At 33.4% G+C, this 26,965-nt stretch carries 23 protein-coding genes; 12 read left to right on the top strand and 11 right to left on the bottom strand.

Annotation, left to right across the window (positions count from 1 at the left end; all coding sequences use genetic code 11):
• Positions 1-33: 33 nt before the first annotated feature.
• From AC1Q5Z_RS04740 to AC1Q5Z_RS04705, 8 genes are all read right to left on the bottom strand, one after another.
• Positions 34-801, bottom strand: a complete 768-nt coding sequence (locus AC1Q5Z_RS04740) for a LytR/AlgR family response regulator transcription factor (RefSeq protein ID WP_338839065.1) — start codon at positions 799-801, stop codon at positions 34-36.
• The gene (locus AC1Q5Z_RS04735; RefSeq protein ID WP_278021855.1) at positions 782-1,798 is read right to left on the bottom strand and encodes a sensor histidine kinase; all 1,017 of its coding nucleotides are present in this window, start codon (positions 1,796-1,798) and stop codon (positions 782-784) included. The genes AC1Q5Z_RS04740 and AC1Q5Z_RS04735 overlap by 20 nt, the downstream gene beginning before the upstream one ends.
• Positions 1,799-2,019: 221 nt before the next feature.
• The gene (locus AC1Q5Z_RS04730; protein WP_492443943.1) at positions 2,020-2,754 is read right to left on the bottom strand and encodes a DUF1223 domain-containing protein; all 735 of its coding nucleotides are present in this window, start codon (positions 2,752-2,754) and stop codon (positions 2,020-2,022) included.
• A gap of 117 nt (positions 2,755-2,871) precedes the next feature.
• The gene (locus AC1Q5Z_RS04725; RefSeq protein WP_343586016.1) at positions 2,872-3,282 is read right to left on the bottom strand and encodes an organic hydroperoxide resistance protein; all 411 of its coding nucleotides are present in this window, start codon (positions 3,280-3,282) and stop codon (positions 2,872-2,874) included.
• A gap of 92 nt (positions 3,283-3,374) precedes the next feature.
• A complete protein-coding gene (locus AC1Q5Z_RS04720; RefSeq protein ID WP_492443942.1) occupies positions 3,375-4,361 on the bottom strand; it encodes an alpha/beta fold hydrolase in 987 nt (328 codons plus the stop codon).
• A 410-nt stretch (positions 4,362-4,771) separates the two neighbouring features.
• Entirely contained in the window at positions 4,772-5,182 is a 411-nt protein-coding gene (locus AC1Q5Z_RS04715) for a cupin domain-containing protein (protein ID WP_492443941.1), read from the bottom strand.
• Between the two features lie 731 nt (positions 5,183-5,913).
• Positions 5,914-7,170: an aspartyl protease family protein gene (locus tag AC1Q5Z_RS04710; RefSeq protein WP_492443940.1), complete on the bottom strand. Its 1,257-nt coding sequence runs from the start codon at positions 7,168-7,170 to the stop codon at positions 5,914-5,916.
• Positions 7,171-7,342: 172 nt separating this feature from the next.
• Positions 7,343-9,859: a dermokine domain-containing protein gene (locus tag AC1Q5Z_RS04705; protein ID WP_492443939.1), complete on the bottom strand. Its 2,517-nt coding sequence runs from the start codon at positions 9,857-9,859 to the stop codon at positions 7,343-7,345.
• A gap of 548 nt (positions 9,860-10,407) precedes the next feature.
• Between AC1Q5Z_RS04705 and AC1Q5Z_RS04700 the strand changes: the two genes are divergently transcribed.
• The 4 genes from AC1Q5Z_RS04700 (at position 10,408) to AC1Q5Z_RS04685 (ending at position 16,039) form a co-directional block, all read left to right on the top strand.
• Entirely contained in the window at positions 10,408-10,641 is a 234-nt protein-coding gene (locus tag AC1Q5Z_RS04700) for a hypothetical protein (RefSeq protein WP_095931884.1), read from the top strand.
• A 176-nt stretch (positions 10,642-10,817) separates the two neighbouring features.
• Complete coding sequence (locus AC1Q5Z_RS04695) at positions 10,818-14,363, top strand: hypothetical protein (protein ID WP_492443938.1); 3,546 nt, start codon at positions 10,818-10,820, stop codon at positions 14,361-14,363.
• Complete coding sequence (locus AC1Q5Z_RS04690) at positions 14,344-14,796, top strand: response regulator (RefSeq protein ID WP_492443937.1); 453 nt, start codon at positions 14,344-14,346, stop codon at positions 14,794-14,796. The genes AC1Q5Z_RS04695 and AC1Q5Z_RS04690 overlap by 20 nt, the downstream gene beginning before the upstream one ends.
• Positions 14,777-16,039, top strand: coding sequence for a phosphorylase family protein (locus tag AC1Q5Z_RS04685; protein WP_492443936.1), 1,263 nt, complete (start codon positions 14,777-14,779; stop codon positions 16,037-16,039). The genes AC1Q5Z_RS04690 and AC1Q5Z_RS04685 overlap by 20 nt, the downstream gene beginning before the upstream one ends.
• Positions 16,040-16,131: 92 nt before the next feature.
• Here the strand turns inward: AC1Q5Z_RS04685 and AC1Q5Z_RS04680 are convergent, their stop codons facing one another.
• Both AC1Q5Z_RS04680 and AC1Q5Z_RS04675 read right to left on the bottom strand, forming a co-directional pair.
• Positions 16,132-16,272 carry a hypothetical protein gene (locus AC1Q5Z_RS04680; RefSeq protein ID WP_308854771.1) on the bottom strand — a complete coding sequence of 47 codons (141 nt, stop codon included), beginning with the start codon at positions 16,270-16,272 and terminating at the stop codon, positions 16,132-16,134.
• Positions 16,273-16,411: 139 nt separating this feature from the next.
• Positions 16,412-17,155, bottom strand: coding sequence for an SDR family oxidoreductase (locus tag AC1Q5Z_RS04675; protein ID WP_492443935.1), 744 nt, complete (start codon positions 17,153-17,155; stop codon positions 16,412-16,414).
• Positions 17,156-17,481: 326 nt separating this feature from the next.
• Between AC1Q5Z_RS04675 and kaiC the strand changes: the two genes are divergently transcribed.
• The 7 genes from kaiC (at position 17,482) to AC1Q5Z_RS04640 (ending at position 23,122) form a co-directional block, all read left to right on the top strand.
• On the top strand, positions 17,482-19,155 hold the full coding sequence (gene kaiC / locus AC1Q5Z_RS04670; RefSeq protein WP_492443934.1) for a circadian clock protein KaiC: 1,674 nt from the start codon (positions 17,482-17,484) through the stop codon (positions 19,153-19,155).
• Positions 19,156-19,160: 5 nt separating this feature from the next.
• The gene (locus AC1Q5Z_RS04665) at positions 19,161-19,454 is read left to right on the top strand and encodes a circadian clock KaiB family protein (RefSeq protein WP_492443933.1); all 294 of its coding nucleotides are present in this window, start codon (positions 19,161-19,163) and stop codon (positions 19,452-19,454) included.
• Between the two features lie 2 nt (positions 19,455-19,456).
• Complete coding sequence (locus tag AC1Q5Z_RS04660; RefSeq protein WP_492443932.1) at positions 19,457-19,756, top strand: circadian clock KaiB family protein; 300 nt, start codon at positions 19,457-19,459, stop codon at positions 19,754-19,756.
• A gap of 1 nt (position 19,757) precedes the next feature.
• Positions 19,758-21,011 (top strand): ATP-binding protein, encoded by a 1,254-nt coding sequence (locus AC1Q5Z_RS04655; protein ID WP_492443931.1) that lies wholly within the window; start codon positions 19,758-19,760, stop codon positions 21,009-21,011.
• A gap of 1 nt (position 21,012) precedes the next feature.
• The gene (locus AC1Q5Z_RS04650) at positions 21,013-21,417 is read left to right on the top strand and encodes a response regulator (RefSeq protein ID WP_492443930.1); all 405 of its coding nucleotides are present in this window, start codon (positions 21,013-21,015) and stop codon (positions 21,415-21,417) included.
• Positions 21,418-21,511: 94 nt separating this feature from the next.
• A complete protein-coding gene (locus tag AC1Q5Z_RS04645) occupies positions 21,512-21,847 on the top strand; it encodes a winged helix-turn-helix transcriptional regulator (protein WP_492443929.1) in 336 nt (111 codons plus the stop codon).
• 198 nt (positions 21,848-22,045) lie between these two features.
• A complete protein-coding gene (locus tag AC1Q5Z_RS04640; protein WP_177209807.1) occupies positions 22,046-23,122 on the top strand; it encodes a calcium:cation antiporter in 1,077 nt (358 codons plus the stop codon).
• 121 nt (positions 23,123-23,243) lie between these two features.
• Here the strand turns inward: AC1Q5Z_RS04640 and AC1Q5Z_RS04635 are convergent, their stop codons facing one another.
• A complete protein-coding gene (locus AC1Q5Z_RS04635; RefSeq protein WP_492443928.1) occupies positions 23,244-25,007 on the bottom strand; it encodes a peptidase associated/transthyretin-like domain-containing protein in 1,764 nt (587 codons plus the stop codon).
• A gap of 543 nt (positions 25,008-25,550) precedes the next feature.
• Here AC1Q5Z_RS04635 and gnd point away from each other — a divergent pair.
• Positions 25,551-26,960, top strand: a complete 1,410-nt coding sequence (gene gnd, locus AC1Q5Z_RS04630) for an NADP-dependent phosphogluconate dehydrogenase (RefSeq protein ID WP_492443927.1) — start codon at positions 25,551-25,553, stop codon at positions 26,958-26,960.
• Positions 26,961-26,965 lie beyond the last annotated feature (5 nt).

The raw sequence follows: 26,965 nt of genomic DNA, 5'->3' as shown, positions 1-26,965 counted from the left end.
AGTTTATCTCAGAAAATGGTAAATTAATTGGTTTTATCGGTTTTCTAACCAGCTTAAAAATGCGGTTGCTTTTTCTTTTCCAACCAATATTTTTTCTTCTGTCGGAACACTTAATTTCACGATTATTTTACGCGAAAAATAATGTTCTGCTTCGCGAATAGCCGAAAAATTAACCAAATATTGTCTATTGATTCTAAAGAACTGAATTGGCGATAAAAGCTTATGAATTTCATCTAATGACTGCGTTAATGGATATTCATTTTTATCTAAAGTCATAATCGTTGGCGTTTCGTTTTTGATAAAGAAAAACGCAATATTCTCGGTTAAAACGGTTTGATATTTATTGTTTTTGAAAACTAAAAAACTGCTTTTTCCTTTATTTTCTCCATTTCGCGTAAGCAAGTAATCGAAATCGGGCATTGCCTTTTTGTTTCTCTGAAAGAAATTTTTCAGTTCTCCAGCTTTCTTTAAAGCTTGCGAAATACTATCTCTAGAAAAAGGTTTCAAAACATAATCAATTCCGTTTGATTTAAAAGCTTCAATCGCATAATCATCAAAAGCGGTGCAGAAAATTACAGGCGACAAAACCTCAACATTCTTAAAAATCTCAAAACACTGACCGTCTGCCAGCTGAATATCCATAAAAATAAGATCTGGCTGATCGTTTTCTAAAAGATAATCTACTGCGCCGTCAATGCTTTGTATATATGACAAAATCTGAACATCGGGTCTGATGCTCAGAATTAATTGGCCAAGCGCTTTGGCTGTTTTTACTTCATCTTCAATTATTATGATAGTCATAATTTAGGGGTATTTTTACTTTAAAGGTAGTTTCGTCTTTGTCAATTTCGATTTCTTTATGAATCAGGTGCATAAAACGCTGATTGATATTATCTAAGCCAACACCTGTAGACACGGCGCCTCTTTTGAGCTGAATTTTATTTTCAACTACCAAAAATTCGTTTTCTGTATAAAGTCTTATTTTTAAAGGTTTATCTAAAGAAACGACATTGTGTTTGATGCAGTTTTCGATTAATAATTGCAAAGTAAAAGGCGGAATTGCCGAATCGTACTGTTTTGGATCAATTTCATTTTCTAAGACAAATCCGTCCTCAAAACGTGCTTTTAGCAGATATACATACGAATCTAAAATTTGTAGTTCTTCGCGAAGCGGAATCAAATCCATTTTTCGGCTTTCTAGTGTAAAACGATAAAAATCGGATAATTTCAAGATAAAATCAGAACTCTGCGGATCTTGGATATCGACCATCGATTTTAGTGTATTCAAACTATTAAACAAAAAATGCGGATTTACCTGCTGTTTCAATAATTCGTATTGAGCGCCAAGATTTACGGCTTTTGTACGTTCTAGCTCAACTCCCATTTGCTGCGTTTGATAATTTTGAAAAAGCAAATGCAAAAACATATAGACAATAAGGTTAATCAAAACACCGCGAAGTTCAAACATGATTGGAGCATCCATTTTTGAAACCTGAAATAGTTCCTGATGCGCGATTACCAGAATCACCATTAAGACAATTCCTAGAATAACACTCAGTAAAAGTTTCCAGTTAAAAAGACTTTTATTGGCATGATTGGCAGAAAATTTTGGCAAACTGTAAATGTTGTAATACCATATAAAAAGGGAAAACAACAGCGTAATCGAAGAATTTATAATAAGGTCTCCAGGTGTAGAATCGGCATCAAATAATTTAGGTATCGAAGCCATAACTGCCAATGCAATCGAACTTCCCCAAATGACTTTGAGCGAAACCTGAAAACGTTTTGTTTTTTCCATATTTTAATTGGTTTGTTATGATCAAAGATAAGTTTATTTGAAAAAGATTTCACGCAGATTTTTAATGATTTTAGGAGATAAATTTTAATCTCGCAAAGTCGCTAAGACGCAAAGTTTTCATTCTCATTTTTGTGGAATGAGAAAATTTCTCCCGCAGATTTGGCAGATCTAGCAGATTTATTTTTATCTGCATAATCTCCAAAATCTGCGAGAGAATTAATCTAAGCCTTCTTAACTCCCAAAATAGCACCTGAATTCATATCCTGAACAAAGCCAATAATTTCGAAATCCTGCGCATTATAATTTTTAGGAAGATGAATAGATGTTGTTCCTTTTTTGGCTTTATTTAAATCTACAGATTGCAGATTACGAACAATTTGATAATGCGATAAAACTCGATTAGCATTCTCGCCTCTTTTCACATTGCTTTTAGCTTCTTTCTGAACAACTGCAAGCAATAGACGGCTGTTTCTTGAAGTGCCTTCTACATTATAATTTACAGAAAGTGAATTCTCATTTTGACTTGCCTCTAAACTTAAACTCGCTAAAGCTGGTTTAGAAAGTGCCGATTTAATTCCGTTTCGCAGGCTCGTTTCCTGAGAACCGATATAATCAGTTTTTCCGTTAATGATTACTTGAGGCGTGTAGATTGGTTCTTTTCCTAGAAATTGAGCATAATCGTATTGTCTTTTGGTGAAATCGGCATTGCTGAAAATATCTTTCCAGCCCTGTTTGTCCCAATAATCTACATGATACGCCAATACATAAACGTTTTTATCACGATATTCATTCTGAATTTTTCCCAACAATTCATCTGCTGGCGGACAGCTCGAACAGCCTTCTGAAGTATATAATTCTAAAAGTGCAAAACCTTTTGAATTGTTTTGACTAAAAACGCTGTTTCCAATTAAAAAAAACAGCATAACAAAGCCACTTAAAATTTTTATCTTTTTCATAATTCTATTTATTTCCTGCAAGGTTTTCAAAACCTTGTAGGTCTGATTATAAGATGTGCTAAAAATAATTTAAACCTACAAGGTTTTGAAAACCTTGCAGGTTATACGATTTGGAAATTAAAGAATATTAATCTCAACATTTATATTTCCTCTCGTTGCTTTAGAATATGGGCAAGTCTGATGTGCTTGTGCCGCCAAAGCTTCTGCAGTTTGAATATCAATTCCAGGAAGGCTGATATTTAATCTTGCCTGAAGAGAATATTCTCCTTCTGTTACGCATAAATCTACTTCGGCGTCTACAGCGGTTTCTGCTGGAAGTCGAACCCCAAGTTTAGAAGCCGCAATTCCTAAAGCTCCAATAAAACAAGCTGACCATCCCGCAGCAAACAACTGCTCCGGATTTGTTCCCGGACGCGAAGATCCCGGTGCGCTTAATTTAATATTCAATTGTTCGTCTGAACTTTGAGAAGCTCCTTCTCTACCACCTGTTGTATGTGTTTTTCCTGTGTATAAAACTTTTGTGTCCATGTTTTTTTGTGTAAAATGTTATTTGTAAAAAGTGAAATGTTTTTTGTGAAATGTTTTTTGTGAAATGTAAAAAGTAAAAAAATGATTCACCATTATTTAGATACGTCGATTATCGCTTGTGCAAACGCTTTTGGATCTTCTTGCGGAACGTTGTGTCCGATTCCTTTTAAAACTCTGTGTTCGTATTTTCCTGTGAATTTGTTTGCGTACGCTTTTCCATCCGCGAAAGCGCCATCAAAATCACTTCCTATTGTAATGGTTGGAACTTTAATCTCTGGTTTTGCAGCAAGGCGTTTTTCTAGATTATCGTATTTCGCTTCACCTGCTTCTAGAGATTGTCTCCATCTGTAATTGTGAATCACAATTGCTACGTGATCTGGATTATCAAAAGATTGAGCCGTTTGATCGTAAGTTGCTTTATCGAAATTCCATAAAGGAGAAGCAATTTTCCAGATTAATTTATTGAAATCGTAGGTATTTTGAGTGTAACCTTGTCTTCCTCTTTCGGTTGCGAAATAATATTGGTACCACCATCCTAATTCAGCTGTTGGAGGAAGCGGTTTTAAATTTGCTTCTAAATTCACCACCAAATAACCACTTACTGAAACCAAACCTTTTACACGTTCTGGCCAAAGTGCCGATACTACAACAGCTGTTCTAGCACCCCAGTCGAAACCGCCAATTACGGCTTTGTCTATTTTCAGTGCATCCATAAAAGCGATAATATCACTTGCTAAAGCCGCTTGCTGACCGTTTCTAAAAGTTTCTTTAGAAAGAAAAGTCGTTGTCCCGAATCCGCGTAAATAAGGTGTGAAAACATGGTATCCTTTTGCAACCAAAATCGGAACGACTTCGTTATAACTGTGAATATCATAAGGCCAGCCGTGAAGCAAGATTACAGGCGTTCCGTTTGATGGACCTGCTTCTGTATAACCTACGTTTAATAATCCAGCATTAATTTGTTTTAGAGTTCCTAGTGAACTGCTTACTTCAATTTTTTTTTGTTTTGAAGTTTGTGCTTGAGTGAAAGATGCATTCATAAAAAGAATAGCGATTAGAATATTTGATAGTGTTTTCATAATTTTTATTATTTTATTAGTTGATTATCAGTTAATTTCTTTGTCAAAGGTATTTTGACAATGCTTATTTTAAAAGGCAAAAAAAGGTGAAGTGGACAAACTTTAGGTTGAAATGGACAGGCTTTAATTTTAGATCATTTTTAACGCAAAGAGCGCAAAGGATTCGCAGAGAACACAAAGATTTTTTTGAGTTGAAACTAAGTTTTTTTTAAGTTCACAAAGCTGTATAAATAAAACTTTGCGACTTCGCGACTTTGCGAGATTAAAAAGCCCAAGATTCACACAAAGCTTTGCGAACTTAATGTCTATTGACATTCTCCTTAAACAGAACTTCGCTTCCTTTGCGAATCCCGATAGCTATCGGGATTGCCATCTTTGCGTTAAAAAACTACCCGCATTTCAACTTGAAACTATTTTTTCATAGTCAAAATGGGTTTTCCTTTTTCTACGATATAAGTCGCCAGTTCTGATGCTTTAGCATTTGTATTATTTTTAGCCGAATGCACTACGCCCGCTGGAATAAAAAGTACTTCTCCTGCTTTTAGTGTCACTGGTTTTTCACCTTCGATCTGATATTCCAGCGAACCTTCAACTACGTAAATCACTTCTTCGCCTGGATGAGAATGTTTGCCGAACGCTGAATGTCCTTCAAAATCGATTCGTGCCTGAACCATTTCTTTCCCCAGAGTACTTAGATCATGTTTTTGCAAATCGACGCGTTTTACTCCTTGTGCCGCAATCTGATTCGGAACTAAAAAGGCAATGATTCCTAAAACTATAATTGCGATTATAACCCATGTTTTTTGTTTTTTCGTTTCCATAACTTCTGATTTAAATTATTTGTTTTCGTTAATTTCTTTGTCAAAAGTATTTCGATAACCCTTCTTACGAAATCAGAAAATAGGTGAAACGGACAAACTCTAAGGTGAACTGGACAGCGTGTGAGTTGTGATTTGCGAGATACGAAATGTGAATGGTAAAATGTGAAATACAAAGAATTTTTAACGCAAAGAGCGCAAAGATTTTTTTAAGCATAACCTAGTATAAACGCTAAGAACGCAAAGCTTTGTCTTTATTTTTTTGCCACAGATTATTAGGATTATAAGGATTTTCTAATCTGTGTTAATCCGTGAAATCTGTGGCTAGAATAAAAATTCGCAAAGCTTTGTCTTTATTTTTTTGCCACAGATTATTAGGATTAAAAGGATTTCTAATCTGTGTTAATCCGTGAAATCTGTGGCTAGAATAAAAATTCGAAAAACTTTGTCTTTATTTTTTTGCCACAGATTAAAAGGATTAAAAGAATTTTCTAATCTGTGTTAATCTGTGAAATCTGTGGCTAAAAAAATTACAACTTCGTAAAGTTTGATCCACAAAGCTTTGCGTTCTTAATACTTGAAATAAATTAACTCTAAAAATATCTTTGTGTACTTTGCGTATCCCGATAGCTATCGGGATTGCGAACTTTGCGGTTAAATAAGCAGTTATCAAAAAAAATCAGGTATAGTATGTTATTACTATCCTGATTTATATAATTCTTCTATGGTTAATTCTAATTCTCTAATTTCAAATAATTGCCTTCAAAACTAATCACAACCTTTTCAAATTGGCCGAGTACATCTTGACCAATATTCCCATAGTTTACTTCGCCATAAACGCCGTAATCCTTTGGGGCAATTTCCATCTTTGGAAGCTGAATTGTTTTGTTACCGAGTGATATTGGCTGATCTTTTAAAACCAAAACTTCAGTCGAAACAACTTCTGCACCAGCGCTAGATGATTTTGTCGTTTCTAAAGTGCCTATGGAATCAAGATCGGTTTTGAACGTTTCGTAAAAAGCTTTATTAAACAAACTTACTTTTGCGCCGCTGTCAAAATTAAATGGTAGGGTCTTGCTTTTATACTTCAGCATTACAATCGCTCTTAGTTCGTCTACAAACAAGTTTTTTTCGTTTGTACCTGATTCTGATTCTTTAGAAAACGTCAATTTATCTTTTTCAAAAGTAATTGTTCCTAACTCTTTTATTATCGGAAAACCAATAATTCCGTTAATCACATACGCTCCATCTGCAAAAGTAAAAGCCTTATCAGGATATACTAAAAACACCGCGTTATGAATTTTCAATTCTCCTAAATTAATCTCCGACGCAACACCAATACGGACTTTATTTTTCTGTCCTGTAAAACTCTCCACCGAAATATCATTGTCTGGAAGAATTTTAATTCCCATTTTCTTTGCAATGCTTTCGGTAATACAGCTAATTCCTGCCCCAGTATCAAAAACAAAATGAGACAGCGTATCTTTTGCTTTAACCTCTGTTGTAATCAAACCCGCTTTGTCTTTTACAGCGGCAACAGTAATTTTAGTAAACTTATCTATAGATTGTGGCCTAGTACCTCTAAGCGTCTTCCAAATTTGCTGTGTATTTATTTCATCCTGAAGTTCTTCTTTGGTAAAACGCTGCTGAAATTTCATCGTCAAAATTTTAGAAGCCATATAAGCCGAATTATAACTAAAGAGTTTGATGTAATTATCATCTTTTAGCTTTGTAAATTCATAACTATTTATAAGTTCGTTATTTTTCAGACTGTCCAAATACTGATTTGACAGCTTTGGTTTATTGCACACATTGGCATATAATCCTTTATAGAAATAATAATCTTTACCCTTTTCCTTGCTGTTAAGACTGTCCATTTTAGCAAACTGATGCTGTTTACTCAGCTGTTTTAAAATAGAATCTGATTTCGTCTGCCCTAATACTATTTGTACCGCAAATAAAAGCCCCAATAAAAGTTTGTTAGAATTCATCTATCTGATTTTTTGAATGTTAAATATAAGGAAAATCGGAAAAAAATTGAAGTTCAAAATTCCGATTATTTGATTTGGAATTTGGGTTTTCAAAAATTAAAATTTCAAAAAAAAAATCAGGATTAGCATTTCACCGCATCCTGATTTTCTGAATTAAAATTAACCTTCACTTTTATCTTCTTCCTCTAAAGCCTCCGCCACCTCTAAAACCACCGCCGCCGAAGCCACCGCCACCGCCATTAAATCCGCCGCCGCCTCTTTGGATATTTTGGAAATTTCGCGTTTGCATTTCACCGCGATCTCTCGAAATAGCCGAACGGTCTAAATCATGTGTAACATCAGGACGACCCGCTTCACCAAGCGGTTTATTTGGCTGTCCAAGCGTTTGATCTGCTTTCGGGAAATTGTCTCGTTGTATTCCGTCACCCATTCTAGTTTCGCCTCCTAGATTTTGGTTGTCGCGCTGCATACGTTCTCCTGCTCCATTTGCACCAAGACCTTGATTATCGCGTTGAATTCTCTCTCCTGCTCCGTTTGCTCCAAGGCCTTTATTTGCTCTATTCTGAATCCCTTCACCTGCTTTTTTGGATGAACCTAAAGTTCCCGCTTGCGTCCAACCACCGTTTCCGTTATTATAATGGCTCCAGTTTCCGTTGGCGTCTCTTTTATAAACATGTCCGTCGTGACCAGCATATAAGTTATTATTCGTATGAATTGTAGTTCCTCCACCTCTTCTGTGTGTAATTACACCTTTATTTCCGCCCGAAGTTTCATAACCAATTGCTGTCCCGCGTCGTGTAGTGATATGCCCTGTCTGCGCCCACTGATTTCCGTTTGTCGCTGCCGAATGTCCCCATTGTGCATACGCATTATGTCCTTGATTGGTTCTCGCATAATTTCCCGTCCACGGATTATATGTACTTGCAGCTGTGCGTCCGCCATACCATCCTTGCACACTTGCAGAACGTCCGTATCTTCCCGTTGCAGGATTGTACCAAGCCGAAGTTCCAGCCGCGCCATAAGGTCCGTAAACGCGTCTTCCTGCGGCATAACCTCCCGTCCACGGATTGTAAACCGCTCCTCCTCCGTACGCATAAGGCCACGGACGATAAATTGGATACAGTCCGCCGTAATACATATAAGGCGGATAATACCATCCTGTGCCATAAGTCAAAATAGCGCCAAATGTTGCTCCAATAATAAAAGCACCCAAATAACCCGCTGTTGCACTACTTTCAACTGTTGTGTCGGTTGTGGTTTGCGTTACATACGTAACATTATAAACTGGCGAACTTGGCTGAATCGTATAAATTTCTTGCGGAACAGAATCGCATGTTTTCCAAGGTCCGTTTGGACTTGTCGACATAAACCAAACCGCCTGAAAGCACAAATAATACAAATCTCCCACTTTTATAATCTTCTCCTGCGTATTGCTTGCGTATTGCATTTTCGTTCCATCGATAGGTTTAAATTGAGGCGTTCCACCATCATACGATACTTTTACTTTCGCTTCAGCATCCGATTTCTTTAAAATAGCCGTTGTCGGAACTTGCGATAACATTACAGCATCATTCGCTTCCTGAGTTCCCGGTACCGATGACAATACATTGGCACGCGGAGAATCTTTCGGAATTTTAGCAAAATCGGCAGGAAGGCTATTACTGGCATAACTCCACGGTCCAGTTAATTCTTTAGACTTAAACCATCTTCCAGACAATAATACATAATACTGGCCTTTGTTTTCATCAGCAAAAACATCATTCTCGGTATTGTCAATATATAACAATTTAGTTCCTGGAATTTTAACGAATTTCGGACTTCCGTTTATCGCAATCAACTCTGCAGGTTTATTGCTGTAGAAAACCTCTGGAGCTCCACCAGAAGACGGAGGCGGAATCATTTTCTTAACATCATCAAAATTCTGACCCGAAGGCAGATTACTTAAACCCGAAGGCAATTTGGTTGTTTTAGTCCATTTGCCCGCCACATTTTTCGAAGTCAGCCAGATATTTTCCACCAATAAATAATAATCCTTTGTCGTTTTATCAAAAAACAAATCCCAATTGGTATTTACCACATATTGAATATCCGTTTTTTCTACAGGCACCAAAACTGGTTCGCCTTGCACAATAAGCAAAATCGACGGATTCGTGCTGTAAAAAATCGCAGGAGGATCGTTTTTAGCCGCAATTCCCTTTGGCGGACTTTTGGTATGACTCAAATCTGCCAAAATACGATCTACCGAAATAGGATCTCCACTATGAGGCAGCGTTTCTTTAAACAGCTTTTCCATTTCAGGAACTTTCTTTTCGTCAAGAGCTGGAAACCGGATATCGGTTACCTGAAGATTTTTGATAAAAGCACTTCTGTTGTCTTTGTCTACCAATGTTTCCGCTTTCAAAGAAGCAACTCCCAGAACCTGTTTTCCATCTTTTGGAGTCAGCGAAAAAGCCACTCTAGCAGTAATTTCTTTAAAATCTTTCCAGTCGTCTACCTGAGGCTGATAATAAACCAGTTTTGTCCCGTTATTTTCGGCTTCGCGAGGCCAACCTCGATCGGCAATTAATGTCGAGTCGGCAGTTTCAGACTTTCCAGTTTCAGAACTTGACTGCTCCGTATTTTTATCTTTTTTGCAGGAGAACAAAATTGCACTCAAACAAACTCCAATTATTAGAAAAGCATTTCTCATAAATTTAAAAGTTAGATTATTCATTGAAAATTTATTTTCTCGATCGTCGTATAAAATTCTTTCCTATAAAATTAAATTCACCGAATAAATAAAACTAAAAATCAGTCGCTTACTTTGTTTCACATTATAATTTGAAACCAAATAAGTGCCTAAATGACCCTTCTTTTCTAGAACCAAAATTTTAATCTGCACCAATAAATTGAGCTAAAATGAAGCATTGATATTAATTAGGAGCTATTTCCCGCTATCCGTTACAATCTTTTGTGCTGAACCCCAGCACAAAAGGATTTTCACTTCTATCGGGGCTAGGGCACTCATTTTCAAAAGGAAGTTTTTAGGAAATTATTCTTTAAGAATTGTATTACTTTTTACAGTAATAAACCAACTTCTTTTTTAATATATTTGCGCTTCCTAAATTACAGAATTATGATACTTAAAAAACTTCTTGCCCATGTGGTATGGTGGCGGCATTGGAAACAACCGTAACGCTTCTGTAAGCGTAGGACACCTAAGCTACATGGGTTTTATATTTCCTAAATTACAGAGTTATGAGTACCAAAACCCTTTCAAAAGAAGCCGAAATCGGTCTAATGAATTTCTTCAACGACAGAATTGACCCACTCGATATGGCCAGAGCCATAAGACAGGTAAATCTAACCCTCGCTTTGGGCGTTCTAAACGATCAAGAAAACATTCAGCTAAACGCTGCCAAACTTGGAGACAGCTTCTATTGGCTCAATGAACTAGCCGAAATTTTAGATCCTTATCTGGATTTGGAGTAAGGTTTATTCTTTTTGAAAAAATTAAAACCCTTGGTCTTTGAGATTGAGGGTTTTGATTTTTGTTTCTCTCTAGAATGCTAATAATATACAAAATGAAAGAATCTTTTTTACTTTATAAATTTTCTAATTAATTAAATATTTTTTATTGTATATTTCGTGTTAAAATCATCTAACCAATGTCAAATAGATCTACTCGAAGAAAAATAGAACGTGATATAAAAAATCAAAAGAAAAAAAATAGAATTCCCGTTCAGCAAATATTGCATAATTTAAAATATTCATACGATGATGAAAGTAAGCAACTGCAGGTTTTAAACTCTTTTACTCTTGACAATTTTAATGCAATTAATGGAAATCCTTTACCAAAAACATTTTCTCAATTAGGTGAAAGTGGGCACACTTACTCACATAATGATATTATAAAAGAAATTAGATGGTATACTTATAACATTAAGAAGTATAAAGAACAAATTAATTTATACATAGAATTAAAAGATGTTCTTTACTCAAATATTCTTCTTGGTAATTATGATGTTGCAAAAGAAATATTAAAAAAAATTAATGAAGAAATTTGTATTTCACATTGGTCAATAGAGCAAAATTTTATAATTGCAGAATATCAAGGTGGTTTCAAAAAAAACAAAGAAATCTTGGCTGAATTAATTAATTCTGAAAACCAAGATTTAACAAATATATTCGCAAGATACCAAAGCATACGAGTTGAAAAAAATTTATCGTTTTTTACGTATGAAGAAATTTTAGAGCAATATGTAAAAAAACATCCATCTTATCTACAGGATCTACTAAATTTTAAATTAAATTTTTTTAAAAGTGATCCCGTTACAAATAGCGGTTTTATTCTTGGTTTTCTCAATGGGTTTAGTATTATAGATAATTACAACTTATATATTGATTTTATAAGTTTAATATTGTCACTTAGAGAAAAAAATCCTTTACACATTGAATCAATAAAAAAATCTTTAATCGAGTTAAGTAGTTTAGTAAATGATGCAAGAATAAGTAATTTATTAATTTATCTTGAAGAACCCATTGATATTAAATTTTCAGACGATAATATCTTATATTTAAAAATTCTCGATTATTATACAGAAGGTCAATATTATGAAGTAATTGATAAAACAAAAGAATTATTATTGAAGAATAGTCTTTTCTTTGAAGTTTACCACCTATACATTAAGTCATTAATAAATTTGGGACTTGATTTTGAAAATTTTTTCAATTCCAATTCTATTGCAAATCAAACATTATCTGCTTTAAACAATGTTATAAGAAAAAACAATTATTATCATGATTCTATTGGCTATTTATATAAAATATATAATTCTTTAGGTTTAAATTCATGGACATCTAAATTATATTTTTACTTTTCATCTGAAAATTCTAATTATAACACAACTATGAGTGTACAACAATTTTCATTGATGTATTCTAGTTATTATAACCCTGCGTTTGCAATAATATTAAAAAAATCTTCAATTGATTATTTGAATAAGTTTTCTACTAATAACACTAATCAAACTATCTCTTTTTGGAAAAACATTTGCTCAAAACTCTTTAATTTAGAGAACAATATTATTTATGATGAAAATAAAACAGCTTCATATCGTGAAGCTTTTTATAACGTAAAAATTCTAGAAGCTAATCAAGATTTCAAAAATGCTTTAGAAAAATATGTTGATTTAGAAAATGATATAAATTTTAAATATGAGATTAATTTACCCCACAATCAAGAAGATCTCATTCATTCTAAACTTAAGTGTTTGTTAAATCTAGATGAATTAGATAAAGCCATAGATTTGACAATCGAAAGTTTATTTACAAACAAATATTTAAAAAACAGATTATGCAGTAAATTTCTTATAGACAAAATAACTTCATTTAATAATGAGAAATTATTGCAAAATATATCCTCCTCTATTCTTCTTCATTATTATCAACAACTAATTGATGACAATGACCTTTGGATTGCATATGATGAATTCATGGCTTATGAACAGCTAGATTTCCCAAAAGAGTTAGAAAAAAATCAGAAAAAATTTAGTAAACCTAAATTAATTTATTTTTTAAAAAATATCTGCAAACAAGAAATATATGATTCTTCTCCTTCTTTCGAGAGTCAAGATGAGTTGGACAATGAAAGAGTTGAAATTTGTCGTCTATTGTCCGAATTAGATAGTGAAAACTTTGAAGATTATATCAATGAAATAGCAGAAATAAACAGAAATCAATTAATACGAAGAGGTATAAAACAAATTGATGAAAGTAAAATTTATGTTGATGTTAATGGAATCAAAAATTCTTTAGAGAAAGAAATTAGAGAAAGTTTTGAAAGGAGTTTAAATTTATTCAATTTGCCTATTGAGCAAATAAAAAAAATTGATGACACTACGGAAAGGGTTCTTATACCGTATTTTACAAAAAATGCAGAAGCAAAAAACGATTCAAGTCAATCTGTACAATTAACCAGTTACTCTAGATTTACACAATTTTCAGATATGTTTTCAAAAATAAGAGACAAATTCATTGCAAGTAATGAATTTGGAATAGATACTTATTTAAGCATGAGAATTAGACATGGAACTCTATTAGGTGAAATAAGAAGTGTCTTTGAACTCTATAATCTTATTACTAAAAAAGAAGATACTTCTAATAAATATCAAGAGAATATTTTTTGGAAAGACAAATTACATTTGAAATCAAAACTAATAGAAAATGTTTTTGATGATTTAATGTCTAAGTTTTCATCCGAAATTGATAATATTTGTAATGATTTAAAAAATAATAAAATTCAAATTAAAACAGAGAAAAAAAATTCTGAAGGACTTTTTGATTATTCATTTAGTGAATTTGAACTTATTCAAATTTTTAAGCATCAAATCGGAGGAATAAATCAATACGAAGATTTCTTTGATGCGGTGATAGCAATTTTGTGGGAGAGAACAGAAAAAATCTTATATAACATAAGAGATAATATTTCGAATACTGTTAAACCCCAAATGATTAAACTTTTAGCAGATTTATCAAGAAATTTAGAAACCCAAATAGATAAATTTGAATATTCAGAATTAAATGAAATAATAAGTAATATCATATCTTGTCAAACTGAAATATCAAATGAATTAGATAAAATATCATCTTGGTTTAAAAGAAGTAATAGTAAAAGTATTAATGAATTTGAAATTGATTTACCAATAAATGCCTCTCTAACCATTTTGAAGAGAATCTTTAAAGAGTTTAGTAATCTAAATCCGAAAATTGAAATTGATTGTAATATAAAATTTGAAGGAGAAAACTTTCCTCATTTTACTTACATAATGCAAAATTTATTTCATAATATCTTAGCTCATTCAAAATTAAGTTCAAGAGAGTTAAACATTAAAATAGAAGCAAATATTAACAATAATATATTTTCATTAATAGTAGAAAATAATTTTTCCAAAAGTCTTTCTTTAGAAGAAATCAACAAAAAAATAAATAATACTATGGAATTATTATTAGAAACTCATGATAATGAAAAAACAAGAGCTGAAGATGGGACTGGCTATATAAAAATCCGAAAAACTCTCGTTATTGACTTAAGCAGAAAAAATTACTCTATTGTAATTCATAAGGTTGACGAACAAAGAATATTTAAAACACTTATTAACTTCGAAATAAATAATTTGCAAAAAATAGTATACAATGAAAATATTAATAATTGAAGACGATCCTAATAAATCTAAACAAATACTTGAGTTTATTTCGAAAACATTTACTGATTATTATTCTGAATTAAAAAAATCTTACCAATCCGGTCTTAAAGAAATATTATTAAACAAATATGATTTGTTGTTGTTAGATATGCAACTTCCAAATTTTGATATCAAGCCTGGAGAAGATGGATATAAATTCAGAAAATTAGCAGGTTTCGATATATTACGCGAATTGAAAAGAAAAAATATTGATATAAAAGTTATTGTAGTAACACAATTTGAAACTTTTGGTGAAGGTGAATCATTAATTGAATTAAAAGATTTGAAACAAAAATTGAGAGAACAATTTCCTGTCTTATATGTTGATACTGTTTTTTATTCCGCTGATAAATCAATATGGCAAAAAGAACTTAAAAATATAATTGAAAAAACAACTCTTTAGTATTATGATAGGAATTTTAATCGTTGATGATAATCAGAATAAAATAAAAGCTTTAAGACAAATAACAGAAAAATATACAGGACAAATTGAAATCGAAACGTGCACAAATATAATTTCTGCAAAAAAAATGCTAAGTATAAATCATTTTGATTTACTTATCCTCGACTTAGGAATACCTCTTCGAGATGGTGATGATCCATTACCTGAAAATGGTATAAATTTTCTAGATGATATTAATCGTGGAAGTGGTAAATTAATCAAACCATTCCATATAATTGGTTTTTCTGCATTTAATGAGTACATAGAAAATTTTCATTCTAGATTTGAAAATGAGCTTTGGAGTCTAATTAAATATGAAGAGGATTCTATAAATTGGCAAACAAAAATCATCACAAAAATTGATTATTTAATAAAATCAAAAATTGATTTACAAAATTCTACTGCCCGCAAGTATCAATATGATCTAGCAATAATTACAGCATTAAGAAGTCCTGAACTTGACAGTATTCTAAATTTGAATGCAAATTGGGAATCTTTCAAACTCAATAATGATTCAACTGAATACTTTAGAGGTCATTTTGTTCAAAATGATAAAAAAATTAGTGTGGTTGCTGCTTCTGCTCCTCAAATGGGAATGGTTGCAGCCTCAGTTTTAACAAATAAATTAATTAATAATTTTCGCCCAAGATATTTAGCTATGACAGGTATAGCCGGAGGTGTTAAAGGAATAGGCAATTTTGGAGATATCTTAATTAGCGATATTTCATTTGATTATGGAAGTGGAAAAATTAAGTCTTCATCTGATGGAAGTGAAGATTTTTCCCCTGATTACAAATCAATAAATCTAAATGCAGATTTAAAAGAAAATTTGATGTCGTGTCAAGGAAATCGTGAATTTTTGAATGATATAAAGCAAAAGTGGAATGCAACTAAAATTAATACCGAACTAAACATTCATATTGGTCCTTTTGCATCTGGAGCTGCAGTACTTGAAAATGCAAATGCACTTGCAAAAATAAAAGTTCATAGTAGAAAACTTATAGGAATTGATATGGAAGCATATGGCGTATTTTACACTTGTGAAAATTGTCCAAAACCAAAACCATTAGCAGCCTTATCAATTAAATCAATATGTGATTATGGAGATAGTGAAAAAAATGACTACTACCAAACGTATGCAGCCTATACTAGTGCAAACTTTTTATATAATTTTGCATTAAACAAAATAGACTTTGAAATATGATATTCTTAAAAAGAAATCTCTCAAATGAGAGTTAAAAAAAATATTTTAAAAGAGACAGGTTGCACTGTCTCTTTTTTTTAGAATTAAATCATTTAATCCTTTGGCTTGTGATCATGCTCTTTTAGAGGAGGATAATCTTTCTTTTTGTCAGGTGTAACACGTCTTCTCTCATCTAATGTTCCATCTTCCTTTTTTGGTTTTGGACCTGGCTTAATTGCTTCAATTGTTTCCATTAATGTATTTTTAAAATTAAACATTTATTATAAGATTAGAGATTTAACCAACTAATCTTAAAACAAATAACATCAATAAATTCAAGAGAAAATTACGGAAAACCATAGCCAAAATTTGAAGAGAATTTTTTAATAGAATTCACCCCAAACTCATCCCACCATCCATAATAACATCAGCCCCAGTCATAAACACCGCAGCTTCACTACTTAGATAACAAACCATTTTAGCCACATCTTCTGCCCTTCCCATTTGTTTTAGCGGGACTTTTTCTATTACGACATCCATAATGCCTTTTACAGTGGCTTCGTCTAGACCTACTTTGTTCATGACTTCGGTTTGAGTTGGTCCTGGGCTAACCGAATTGACACGAATCTTTCTTGGCGCTAATTCTAAAGCCGCCGATCTCATAAACGAATTCAAAGCTGTTTTACTCGCCGAATAAACCGAAGATCCCGGCCCCGGCATACTCGCAGTATTCGAAGAAAGAAATACCACCGAAGCACCATCTTTCAAAATCGGGATAAATTTGCTTAAAGTGAAAAAAGCACCTTTTAGATTTACGTTCATAATGCTATCATACAATTCTTCTGTGGTTTGTTCAATTGTTCCTAAACCCGCGATTCCTGCATTGATAAACAAAATATCAACCGAACCGAAATCGGCTTTTACCTGAGTAGCTAGTTTTTCAATATCAGAAATATTCGATTGGTCTGCTGTAATGGCTGTAACGCCTAGTTCTAAAGCTGCCGTTTCTATCGCCTCTTTTCTTCTTCCTGTAATAATTACTTCTGCCCCCTGATCTTTTAATAATTGCGCTGTAGCATATCCTATCCCACTATTTCCGCCTGTTATGACTGCCACTTTATTTTTTAAATTGTCCATTTTTTATGCGTTTTAAATTAATGAGACAAAGGTAAATTCAAAATGGTATAACTTTGTAACCAGTATCACAGAGTATACCAGAAGTACATTTTAACATTAAAATAGTATTGAAAAATAAGTTTTAGTAAAAAGTCTCATTTTTATGTTAAATATTGAATTCGTATTCTTTACTTTTTTGGTTAAAATTCTTCGATTTCTTTAGTTTTTTCAATCATTTTTCTTAATTTATTTTTAAAACTTCATTAAACGGCTGTTAAATCTTAATCAGAATTCATTGAAAATTCTGCAGAAAAAGGTATATTTGAGTAATACAGAAATTTATTATCGTGCAAGAAAAAACAAAATCACATAGTTTTATATTTCCAAAAACTCCTACTGGAGTCGACGGATTAGACGAGATTACAGAAGGTGGATTTCCGCAAGGACGACCAACTTTAATCTGCGGTGGTGCGGGATGCGGTAAGACTTTATTGTCTATGCAGTTCCTGATAAAAGGAATTACAGAGCATAACGAACCAGGAGTTTTCATGTCTTTTGAAGAACCTTCAGATGACTTGACTCTAAATGTTAAATCATTAGGCTTTGACCTTGAACAGCTTAAAAAAGATAAAAAGCTTGTTGTAGATCATGTTCGCGTTGAAAGATCAGAAATTGAGGAAGCGGGCGAATACGATCTTGATGGCTTATTTATTCGTTTAGGACATGCTATCGATTCTATAAAAGCCACTCGTGTTGTATTGGACACCATCGAATCGCTGTTTGCTGGTCTGGACAATCAGGCCATTTTACGGGCAGAATTACGAAGATTATTCCATTGGCTTAAAACCAAAGGCGTAACGGCCGTTATTACAGGAGAACGTGGCGAGGCTACACTAACCCGTCAAGGTCTGGAAGAATACGTTTCGGACTGCGTAATTGTTCTCGATCATCGTGTAATTGAACAGGTTTCGACTAGAAGGCTTCGAATTGTAAAATACAGAGGTTCAACACATGGAACAAATGAGTATCCGTTTTTAATTGACGAAGACGGAATTTCAGTTCTTCCTATCACTTCTCTAAAATTAGATAACGAAGTTTCCTCAGACATTATTTCTACAGGTGTTCCTGGACTAAATGAAATGTTTCATGGTGGCGGTTTCTACAGAGGAAGCAATATTTTGGTTTCGGGAACTGCGGGAACGGCTAAAACAACAGTTGCCTGTTATTTTGCTAATGAACAATGCGAAAAGAACGAAAGAACGATTTATTTCGCTTTTGAGGAATCACCGCATCAATTGGTGCGCAACATGAAATCAATCGGAATTGATCTGGAAAAACACATCAAAAAAGGCATTTTGCAAATACATTCTTCTCGTCCGTCATTAAATGGTTTAGAGCTGCATTTGCTTACGCTTAGAAAACTAATCAAAGAGTTTCAGCCTACTACCATTATTATTGATCCAATCAGTAATCTTATTTCGGTAGGAAGCGAACACGAAGTGCGCTCCATGCTGGTACGGTTAATTGATATGCTGAAAGCCAATAATATTACGGCCATGTTTACGTCATTAAACAAACAAACCGATAATTTCAGACCAGATCTGGCAGAAGAATCGGTTTCTTCATTGGTGGATACTTGGATTACGGTTCGTGACATGGAAGGAATTGGCGAAAGAAACCGCGGTATTTTTATCATTAAAGCCCGAGGAATGGGACATTCTAACCAAGTAAGAGAATTTGTCATAACAAGTAACGGAATCGAATTGCTAGATGTAGAATTAGGTCCGCAGGGAATTTTGACGGGAGCGGCAAGACAATCTTATCAATTCAAAAAAACCATGTCGGATATTAAGCTTCAAAACGAAATTAGCCGAAAAGACAGGGAAATTGAGCGTAAACGCAAAGTCCTTGAGGCGAATATTGAAGCATTGAGAACAGAATTTGAATCGGCTGAAGAAGAACTAAGCATCCTTAAAGCAACAGAAGAATTGCAGGAAAAACTGTCTTCTAAGAAAAAATAAATAAAATGAAAAAAGAAGTAGCCGAATGGCAATTATTGCTTTATATAGCGGGACAAACGCCAAAATCGATCAAGGCGCTCGAAAACATAAAGAAGTATGCCGAGGAACATTTAAAAGGAAAATACAGCATCGAGATTATCGATTTGCTGAAGAATCCGCAATTGGCAGAAGGCGATCAGATTTTGGCCGTACCTACTTTGGTGCGTAAATTTCCTGAGCCTATTCGTAAAATTATAGGTGACCTTTCTAATGAAGAAAGAGTGCTTGTAGGGCTTAACATCAAAGCTATAAACTCTTAATTATGGAAGATTCATCTGATGGCACTAGTACAACCAAACATAAGTTTATGCTTTTTGTTTCAGGTATGTCTGTTAAATCAGGACATGCAATCGAAAATTTACGCAAAATTTGCGATACCTATCTCACCAACAATTATGAATTAGAAATTGTTGATATCAGCCGTGATAAAGAACAGGCTGTGATTCATCAAATTGTAGCCATTCCTACCTTGATCAAAACACAGCCAGAACCTAAAAGAATCATTTTAGGAGATTTATCAGATAAAGAAAAAGTATTATACATACTTAATATAAGCGAATAGTTTGAAGGAGAATAAAAAAAATATAGCAGAATTACTAGCAGAAATTGAGTCATTGAAAGAAGAGCTTTATGAGTCAAATAGTATCGTAAATGCTATAAAGCAAGGTGATGTCGATGCGCTTGTTGTAAACAGCAATGGGGTTCCTGAACTGTATTCTCTAGAAACCGCCGATTATACGTATCGTCTTCTTATAGAGAAATTCGGTCAAGGCGCGCTGAGCATTTCAAGAAAAGGACTGATATTGTATTGCAATGAGCATTTTTCTAAATTGGTTGGCATTCCATCAGAAAAAATAACGGGAACGTACATTTATGAGTATTTTACCAATCAAGCGCAGTTTGTGTCTTTAATAGAAGCATTGAGATATGGGATTACCAAACACGAAATACTTTTAAAATCGGAGAATGAAAAGACTTTTCCAGCTTATATCGCTTTAACTGATCTGGAACCCGCTGTAGAAGCTATTGGAGTTGTGATTACCGATTTGACTGAAAAGAAAAAGCATGAAGAAGCTTTAATTCGCCATCAGAAAGAACTGGAAGAAAAAATAAACGAACTGAATAAAATCAATCGTAATCTAGAAGAATTTATTCATGTAATCTCGCACGATTTAAAAGAACCGCTGCGGAAAATTGTCATGAATACTAGCAGAATTGACGGAAGCTATTTTAAAGAAGCCGATACAAAAGCTGTAAATGTGATGAAATTATCGGCTTTAAGATTAAATTCGCTTGTAGATGATTTAGTGCAGTATTCTTCGCATACCGCGCAGGAAGAACGAACAGAAATAGATTTAAGAACCATAATTTCGGAAGTTATTGAGGATTTTGAAATTATAATTTCTGATAAAAAAGCGGTTATCAAAACAGGAAAAGTCCCCATTATTAAGGCTTCTCGAGTGCAGATGAGACAACTTTTCTCTAATCTTATTTCAAACGCCATTAAATATAGCAAAACAGATATCGCTCCTGTAATAGAAATTTCGCAGGAAGAAAATTTAGATACTGAAATACCAAATCAAAATACTAAATTTGTAAAGGTTCAGATAAAAGACAACGGTATTGGAATGGAAGAAAGCCATTTGCTTAAAATATTTGTCATTTTTCAGCGCCTGCATGCCAGAAATGAATATTCAGGAAACGGTATTGGCCTCGCGATCTGTAAAAAGATTATGGAAAACCATTCTGGAAATATTACCGTTGAAAGCACATTGAACAAAGGCACAACATTTAACCTTTACTTCCCAATCTTATAAAATGCCGGAAAAATATAATTTACATATCGTAATTGCTGAAGATGACACGGATGATGCAGATGTTATTACAGAAACTTTTACCAATAATCCAAATTTTAGCAAAGTCAGTCTGGTTGCCAATGGCGAGGAACTACTTAATTACCTAAAAAACGATCAGAACGAAAATCCTGATGTTATTCTTACCGATATCAATATGCCTATCATTGACGGTATTGAAGCTTTGCAAGAAATTCTTAGCAACGATGAATTAAAAAATATTCCGTGTTTTGTTTATTCCACAAGTATTAATCCTTCTTACAAAGAAAAATGCGATGATATGGGTGTAAAAGCCTACTTAATTAAACCGTATTCTTTTGAAGCTTTCGCTGAAATTCCTAAAACTATTTTAAGTATTATTGAAGCTTAAATTTCTCGTTTAATCTTAAACTTTTTCTTCATTATTTTAGATTTATGGTATAACTTTGTAACCAGTAAATTTTCTAAACTAATGCTGTTTTGTTATGGAAAGAAATCAGAAAGAAGAAGTACAAGCGCTTCAGGACACATTGCATGTTTTGGGCGGAAAATGGCGTTTGCCGATCATCAATTCGATCTGCAACGGAAATCATCGTTTCAGGGAAATCGAACGCAGTATTCCAGGAATTACGACACGCATGCTTTCGCGAGAGCTCAAAGAAATGGAGATCAATATGCTTATAAAAAGAACCAAAGACCGCGATGCCGAAATTCAAGTCAAATACGAATCGACGCCTTACTGCAAATCTTTTGGTCCTGTAATCGAAGAAATGATCAAATGGGGAAAATCGCATCGAAAGGAGATTATTCGAAATTCTTAAAATATTCTCTCGCAGATTTTGCAGATTTCGCAGATTATACAAATTAAAAAAAATCTGTTTTTTGATTCAAAAAACGCTCTAATAAACTTAAAAAGTGCTTAAAACTGCCTTTTTTTATCATTTTTAGCTATAAAAGTTCTATCTTACAAAAAAGGCAAACGCCTATTCTGTTGGCCTATATTCTAAAAACTATAAAAAATGAAACAATTATTACAGTGGACCATAATAATTCCGATTCTCTCATGGGCGCTCTTATTTAGCGGACTTATAGAAAACAGCACTATTTTTCAAATCGTTGCAAGTATTCTGCTTATTTTAAGTGTGATGTCGGCTGTACATCATTCAGAAATTATTGCCGAACGTGTTGGAGAACCTTATGGTACGATTATTTTGGCTATTTCAATCACTGTAATTGAAGTTTCTATTATTGTTTCTTTAATGCTTTCAGAAGGTTCAGAGGCAGCTTCTTTGGCCAGAGATACGGTTTATGCTGCAACTATGCTTATCTTAAATGGAATTATAGGTTTGTGTCTTCTTATTGGAAGTATCAAACATTATGAACAGAATTTCTCTCCTTCTTCGGTAACCATTGGTTTGGTTTCGCTTATTTCGATTATTGTATTTACTCTAGTTTTCCCCACTTTTACAGAAAGTGTTCATGGTTCTTATTATTCAACGCCTCAGCTTATTTTTGCTTCGATTGCCTGTCTGATTATTTACGGTTCTTTTTTGTTTGCACAAACCAAAGGGTATCGCCAATATTTTCTAACCAATACTACAAACGAAGACGAATCTAAAACACATCCAATTGAAATTAATAATAAAACATTTTACACTAGCCTATTTTTTCTATTGGTGAGTTTAGGAATTGTGGTTTTACTAGCCAAAACCCTCTCGCCTACTATTGAAACTATTATTATAAGTCACAATCTTCCAAAATCTTTGGTTGGAGTTATAATCGCCATCATCATTTTATTGCCAGAAGCCATTGCAGCGATAATTGCAGCTAAAAAGAACAGATTGCAAACGAGTCTAAACCTAGCTTTAGGTTCCGCACTTGCCAGTATTGGTTTAACTATTCCAACTGTTGCGCTCGTTTGTATCTTATTGGGAATTCCTATTGTTTTAGGACTTGATATTAAATCTATTGTTCTTTTGGCACTGTCTGTTTTTACCGTAATGCTTTCTCTTAGCAAAGGAAAATCGAATATCGTTTATGGTGTTGTGCTTTTAGTCAATTTGTTTGCTTATATGTTTTTGATGATTTATCCTTAAAAAATGGAATTTAAACACATAGAAACATAGTTTTTTTTTTATTTGAAAAAGAAACTAATTCTAACACATAGTTAAAAAAAAGCCTGTAAAATTAATATTTACAGGCTTTTTTTATCATTTTTTAGAACAGTGTCAATCCAAAGCTCCATCCTATCCATCCCAGAATATCTTTGCTGTTATTATTGATTATAGTGTAGCGTTTCGTACGATCCTGAACGAATGTAGAAGTATTTACGTTTCCGTTTTTATCTTGTTTCTCAGACCAATAAAAATTTAAAGACGGTCCTGCAGATATTGCTACACCTTTACACAATTGAAAAGAAAAGGAAGAATCAAATTTAGATAAGGAATTATAAATGTCCCAATTTCCTAAATAAAGATACTGCGTGCTAAATTCAGGATTAAAAGTAAAACGTTTCCCCAACGGAATGTTCTTTCCTAGTCCAATTCCGAAAGAGAATAGTTTTTCTTCATCGTTTCTATCGCTTCTTCCCGCCAGTAAAATAGTGTACATTTTATGATCTCCTGTTTTTACAGCAAGATTTATATCTGAAATTTCATTGCTCGTTATGCTGATTTTTTTATAACCGTCTTTTTTAAAATTTAATAGACCAAAACTATAACCAGAAGGTGAATCTGTTATATTGACTAATCCAAATTGGACTCCATGTAATTCTTTGGCATAATTAAAAAGACCTGTAATTTGAGCACCTCGCACGGTATCTTTTCCAATATTGTAAATTCCCGAAAGCTGTAATCCGTTTTGCGAACCCTTTACTGTATTACCAATTCCTGCAATTTGAAGTCCTTTAGAATCTTTATATACATTGTTATAGATACCGCCCATTTGCAAACCGACTTGCGAACCTTTTACACTATTATGAATACCACTTACTTGCAATCCTCTTAAATTGCCAAAAACATTATTATAGATTCCGGCTAACTGAACTCCGTTTACAGATCCACCAACGGTATTAAATATTCCGGCTATTTGAAGTGCGTCAACATTCATACGATTAATGTTGTAAAGTCCTGCCATTTCAAGTCCGCGAACTCCAGCATTATAACCTCCTAATATATTTAGCGAAAAATTATTGACAATCTGCGTATTCAGCATTCCTCGAGTGCTGATACTCGGAATTAAAGAAGCCTGCAAAGGAACCTTAGAAATAAATCCTCCTAGATTGAGCGCTTGTATTTTTTGTTTGGAAGAAATAAAGAAACGGCCAATTCCTGATCTTTCAATTGCAGAGAAATCTCCATCAATATAATCTGTTTTATTTTTTTTGTCCCCCATCTGAATTTTAATTTCAGAAAGAAAAACCATTGTCACCGTTTTATAATTCTCCTTAACCGCTGTAAGTTCTATAGCTTGAGGTGGATTTTTTAATCGAAGTTCAAAAAAACCATCTTTATTTGTTAAGGTAGACACTAATGCATTCTTCTCTAATACACTCACATTTTCAATACGATTATTGGTTTTTGTATCTAAAATATAACCAATTACAATTTGCTGTCCGTCACTCATAACAGTGTTTTTTTCTAACACAAGAGCAAGTTCTAAAGGCGCATAACGAACAATAACAAATCCTGGCGATTCTTTAAATTCATATTTAGCACCTAGTAACTGATCCAGAACTCCTTTTATAGTAGCATTATCAGCATCAATGCTAACGATACTATCTTTTACCGCCAGTTTGCCATAATAAGCAAATCTAAAATTTCCTTTTTCTTCCATTAAGTCCAAAACACTGCCTAATGGTTTCTTATCTGCTTGAATAGAAATTTCATTTTCTAATACCGACTGAGCATTTGCTTTAAAAAAGATACCCGAAATAAGCATCAATAACAGGGAGGCAAAAGTAAACTTTGTATTATTTGGCATATAAAAAGGGAATTACTCTACTATAATTTGATTATCTGTACGTTCGATTTTTATCATTAGTTCTCTATTAAAATTGTTGCACACCTTTACAAAGCTTATATTCCATTAGTACAATAATAATTTATGGATTAAATCTTGGACTCAATTACATTTTCAAAATTACCTCAAATCCTATATTTTTAATATACATTTTTGTAATTTTTTACTGCTTTTTACTCTTGAGCAGAAAACTACTGTAAATAAAAACAACTCGAGATTGGTATTATCAGTATTATAACGATATAGTACTATAAAGGACTAGAAACAATTATAATAAGCGTAATTTTTACACATAAAAAGTATCACAATAAAGACCAAAAGTGAACTATTTTACACCTCCTTTTTCAGCATTTTTGCCTAACTTAGCGGTCTGCATTTTGAATGTAAAAAAATTAAAATAACCATTGTTTTTCTGCAAAACATTGAACTAAAAAACATTACTGTGCTTTTTCGTGCTTTTTTCTGCAAAAAACAGCTTTCTAATAATTTAGTTAATTGAAAACTATGAACAAATTTGATTTTGGAATTGTAGGACTTGGTGTAATGGGCCGTAACCTACTTTTAAATATCGCTAGCCACAACTTCGCGGCTGCAGGTTTAGACTTAGATACCGAAAAAGTCAACTCACTTCAACAAGAAGCTGCTCCTGATCATACTATCGAAGCGACTACAGATGTAAAGCATTTTGTAGAACTTATTCAACAGCCAAGAGCGATTATGCTATTGGTTCCTGCGGGAAAACCAGTTGACAGCGCAATTGCTAGTTTACTTCCTCATTTAGATAAAGGAGATATCATCATCGACGGTGGAAACACTTATTTTACTGATACTGACAGAAGATTTATTGAATTGTCTGAAAAAGGAATCCATTTCTTTGGGATGGGAATTTCTGGCGGTGAAAAAGGTGCTCGTTTTGGCCCAGCTATGATGCCTGGTGGAGATCAAAAAGCTTATGAAAGATTACGTCCTATTTTTGAAGCAATTGCAGCAAAAGTAGATGGAGAGCCTTGTGTAGAATATTTAGGAAATGGTTCTGCTGGAAACTACGTAAAAATGGTTCATAACGGAATCGAATATGGAATCATGCAGTTGATTTCTGAGATTTATGACTTAATGAAAAGAGGTTATAACTTGGACGACGAAACGATTCAGAAAACTTTTGCTGAATGGAATCAGACTGATGATTTAAGATCGTATTTGATTGAAATTACTGGAAACATCTTAAAACAAAAAGACGAAGACGGAACACAATTAATCAACAAAATCTCGGATTGGGCAAGATCTAAAGGAACAGGGAAATGGACATCGCAAAATGCTATGGATTTACAAGTTCCAGTTCCGACAATCGACGCGGCAGTGAACATGCGTGATATGTCTAAAACAAAACCAGAAAGAATTGAAGCAGCTAAGAAATTAGTTTGGAACGCTGATGAAACAAATGTTCCTCAAAACGAAGCAATTGCTTCTTTAAAATCGGCTTTATTCTTTTCTATCGTTGTGACTTATGCGCAAGGTTTAGCTCAGCTTCACACAGCTTCTAAAGAATATAACTACGGATTAAATTTAGAAACAGTTGCTAAAATCTGGCGTGGCGGATGTATCATTCGTGCGACAATTTTAGAAGATTTCAGAAAAGCATATGTTGCCAAAACAGATTTGCCAAATTTACTTTTAGATAGCGGAATTGCTTCAAAATTAGTAGAAAACCAATCAGGAATGAGAGCGGTTATTCAATTTGCAGTTCAAAAAGGATTACCAGTTTCAGGATTAATGAATTCATTGGCTTATTTTGATGCTTACCGTTCTGCTAATCTTCCGACCAATTTAATTCAGGCACAACGTGATTATTTTGGAGCGCATACTTACGAGCGTATCGATAAAGAAGGCGTTTTCCATACTCAATGGGCTGAATAAATAAT

Source organism: Flavobacterium sp. GW823-FHT06G12 (assembly GCF_058794775.1).
This window is presented reverse-complemented; position numbering and strand designations above follow the sequence as displayed.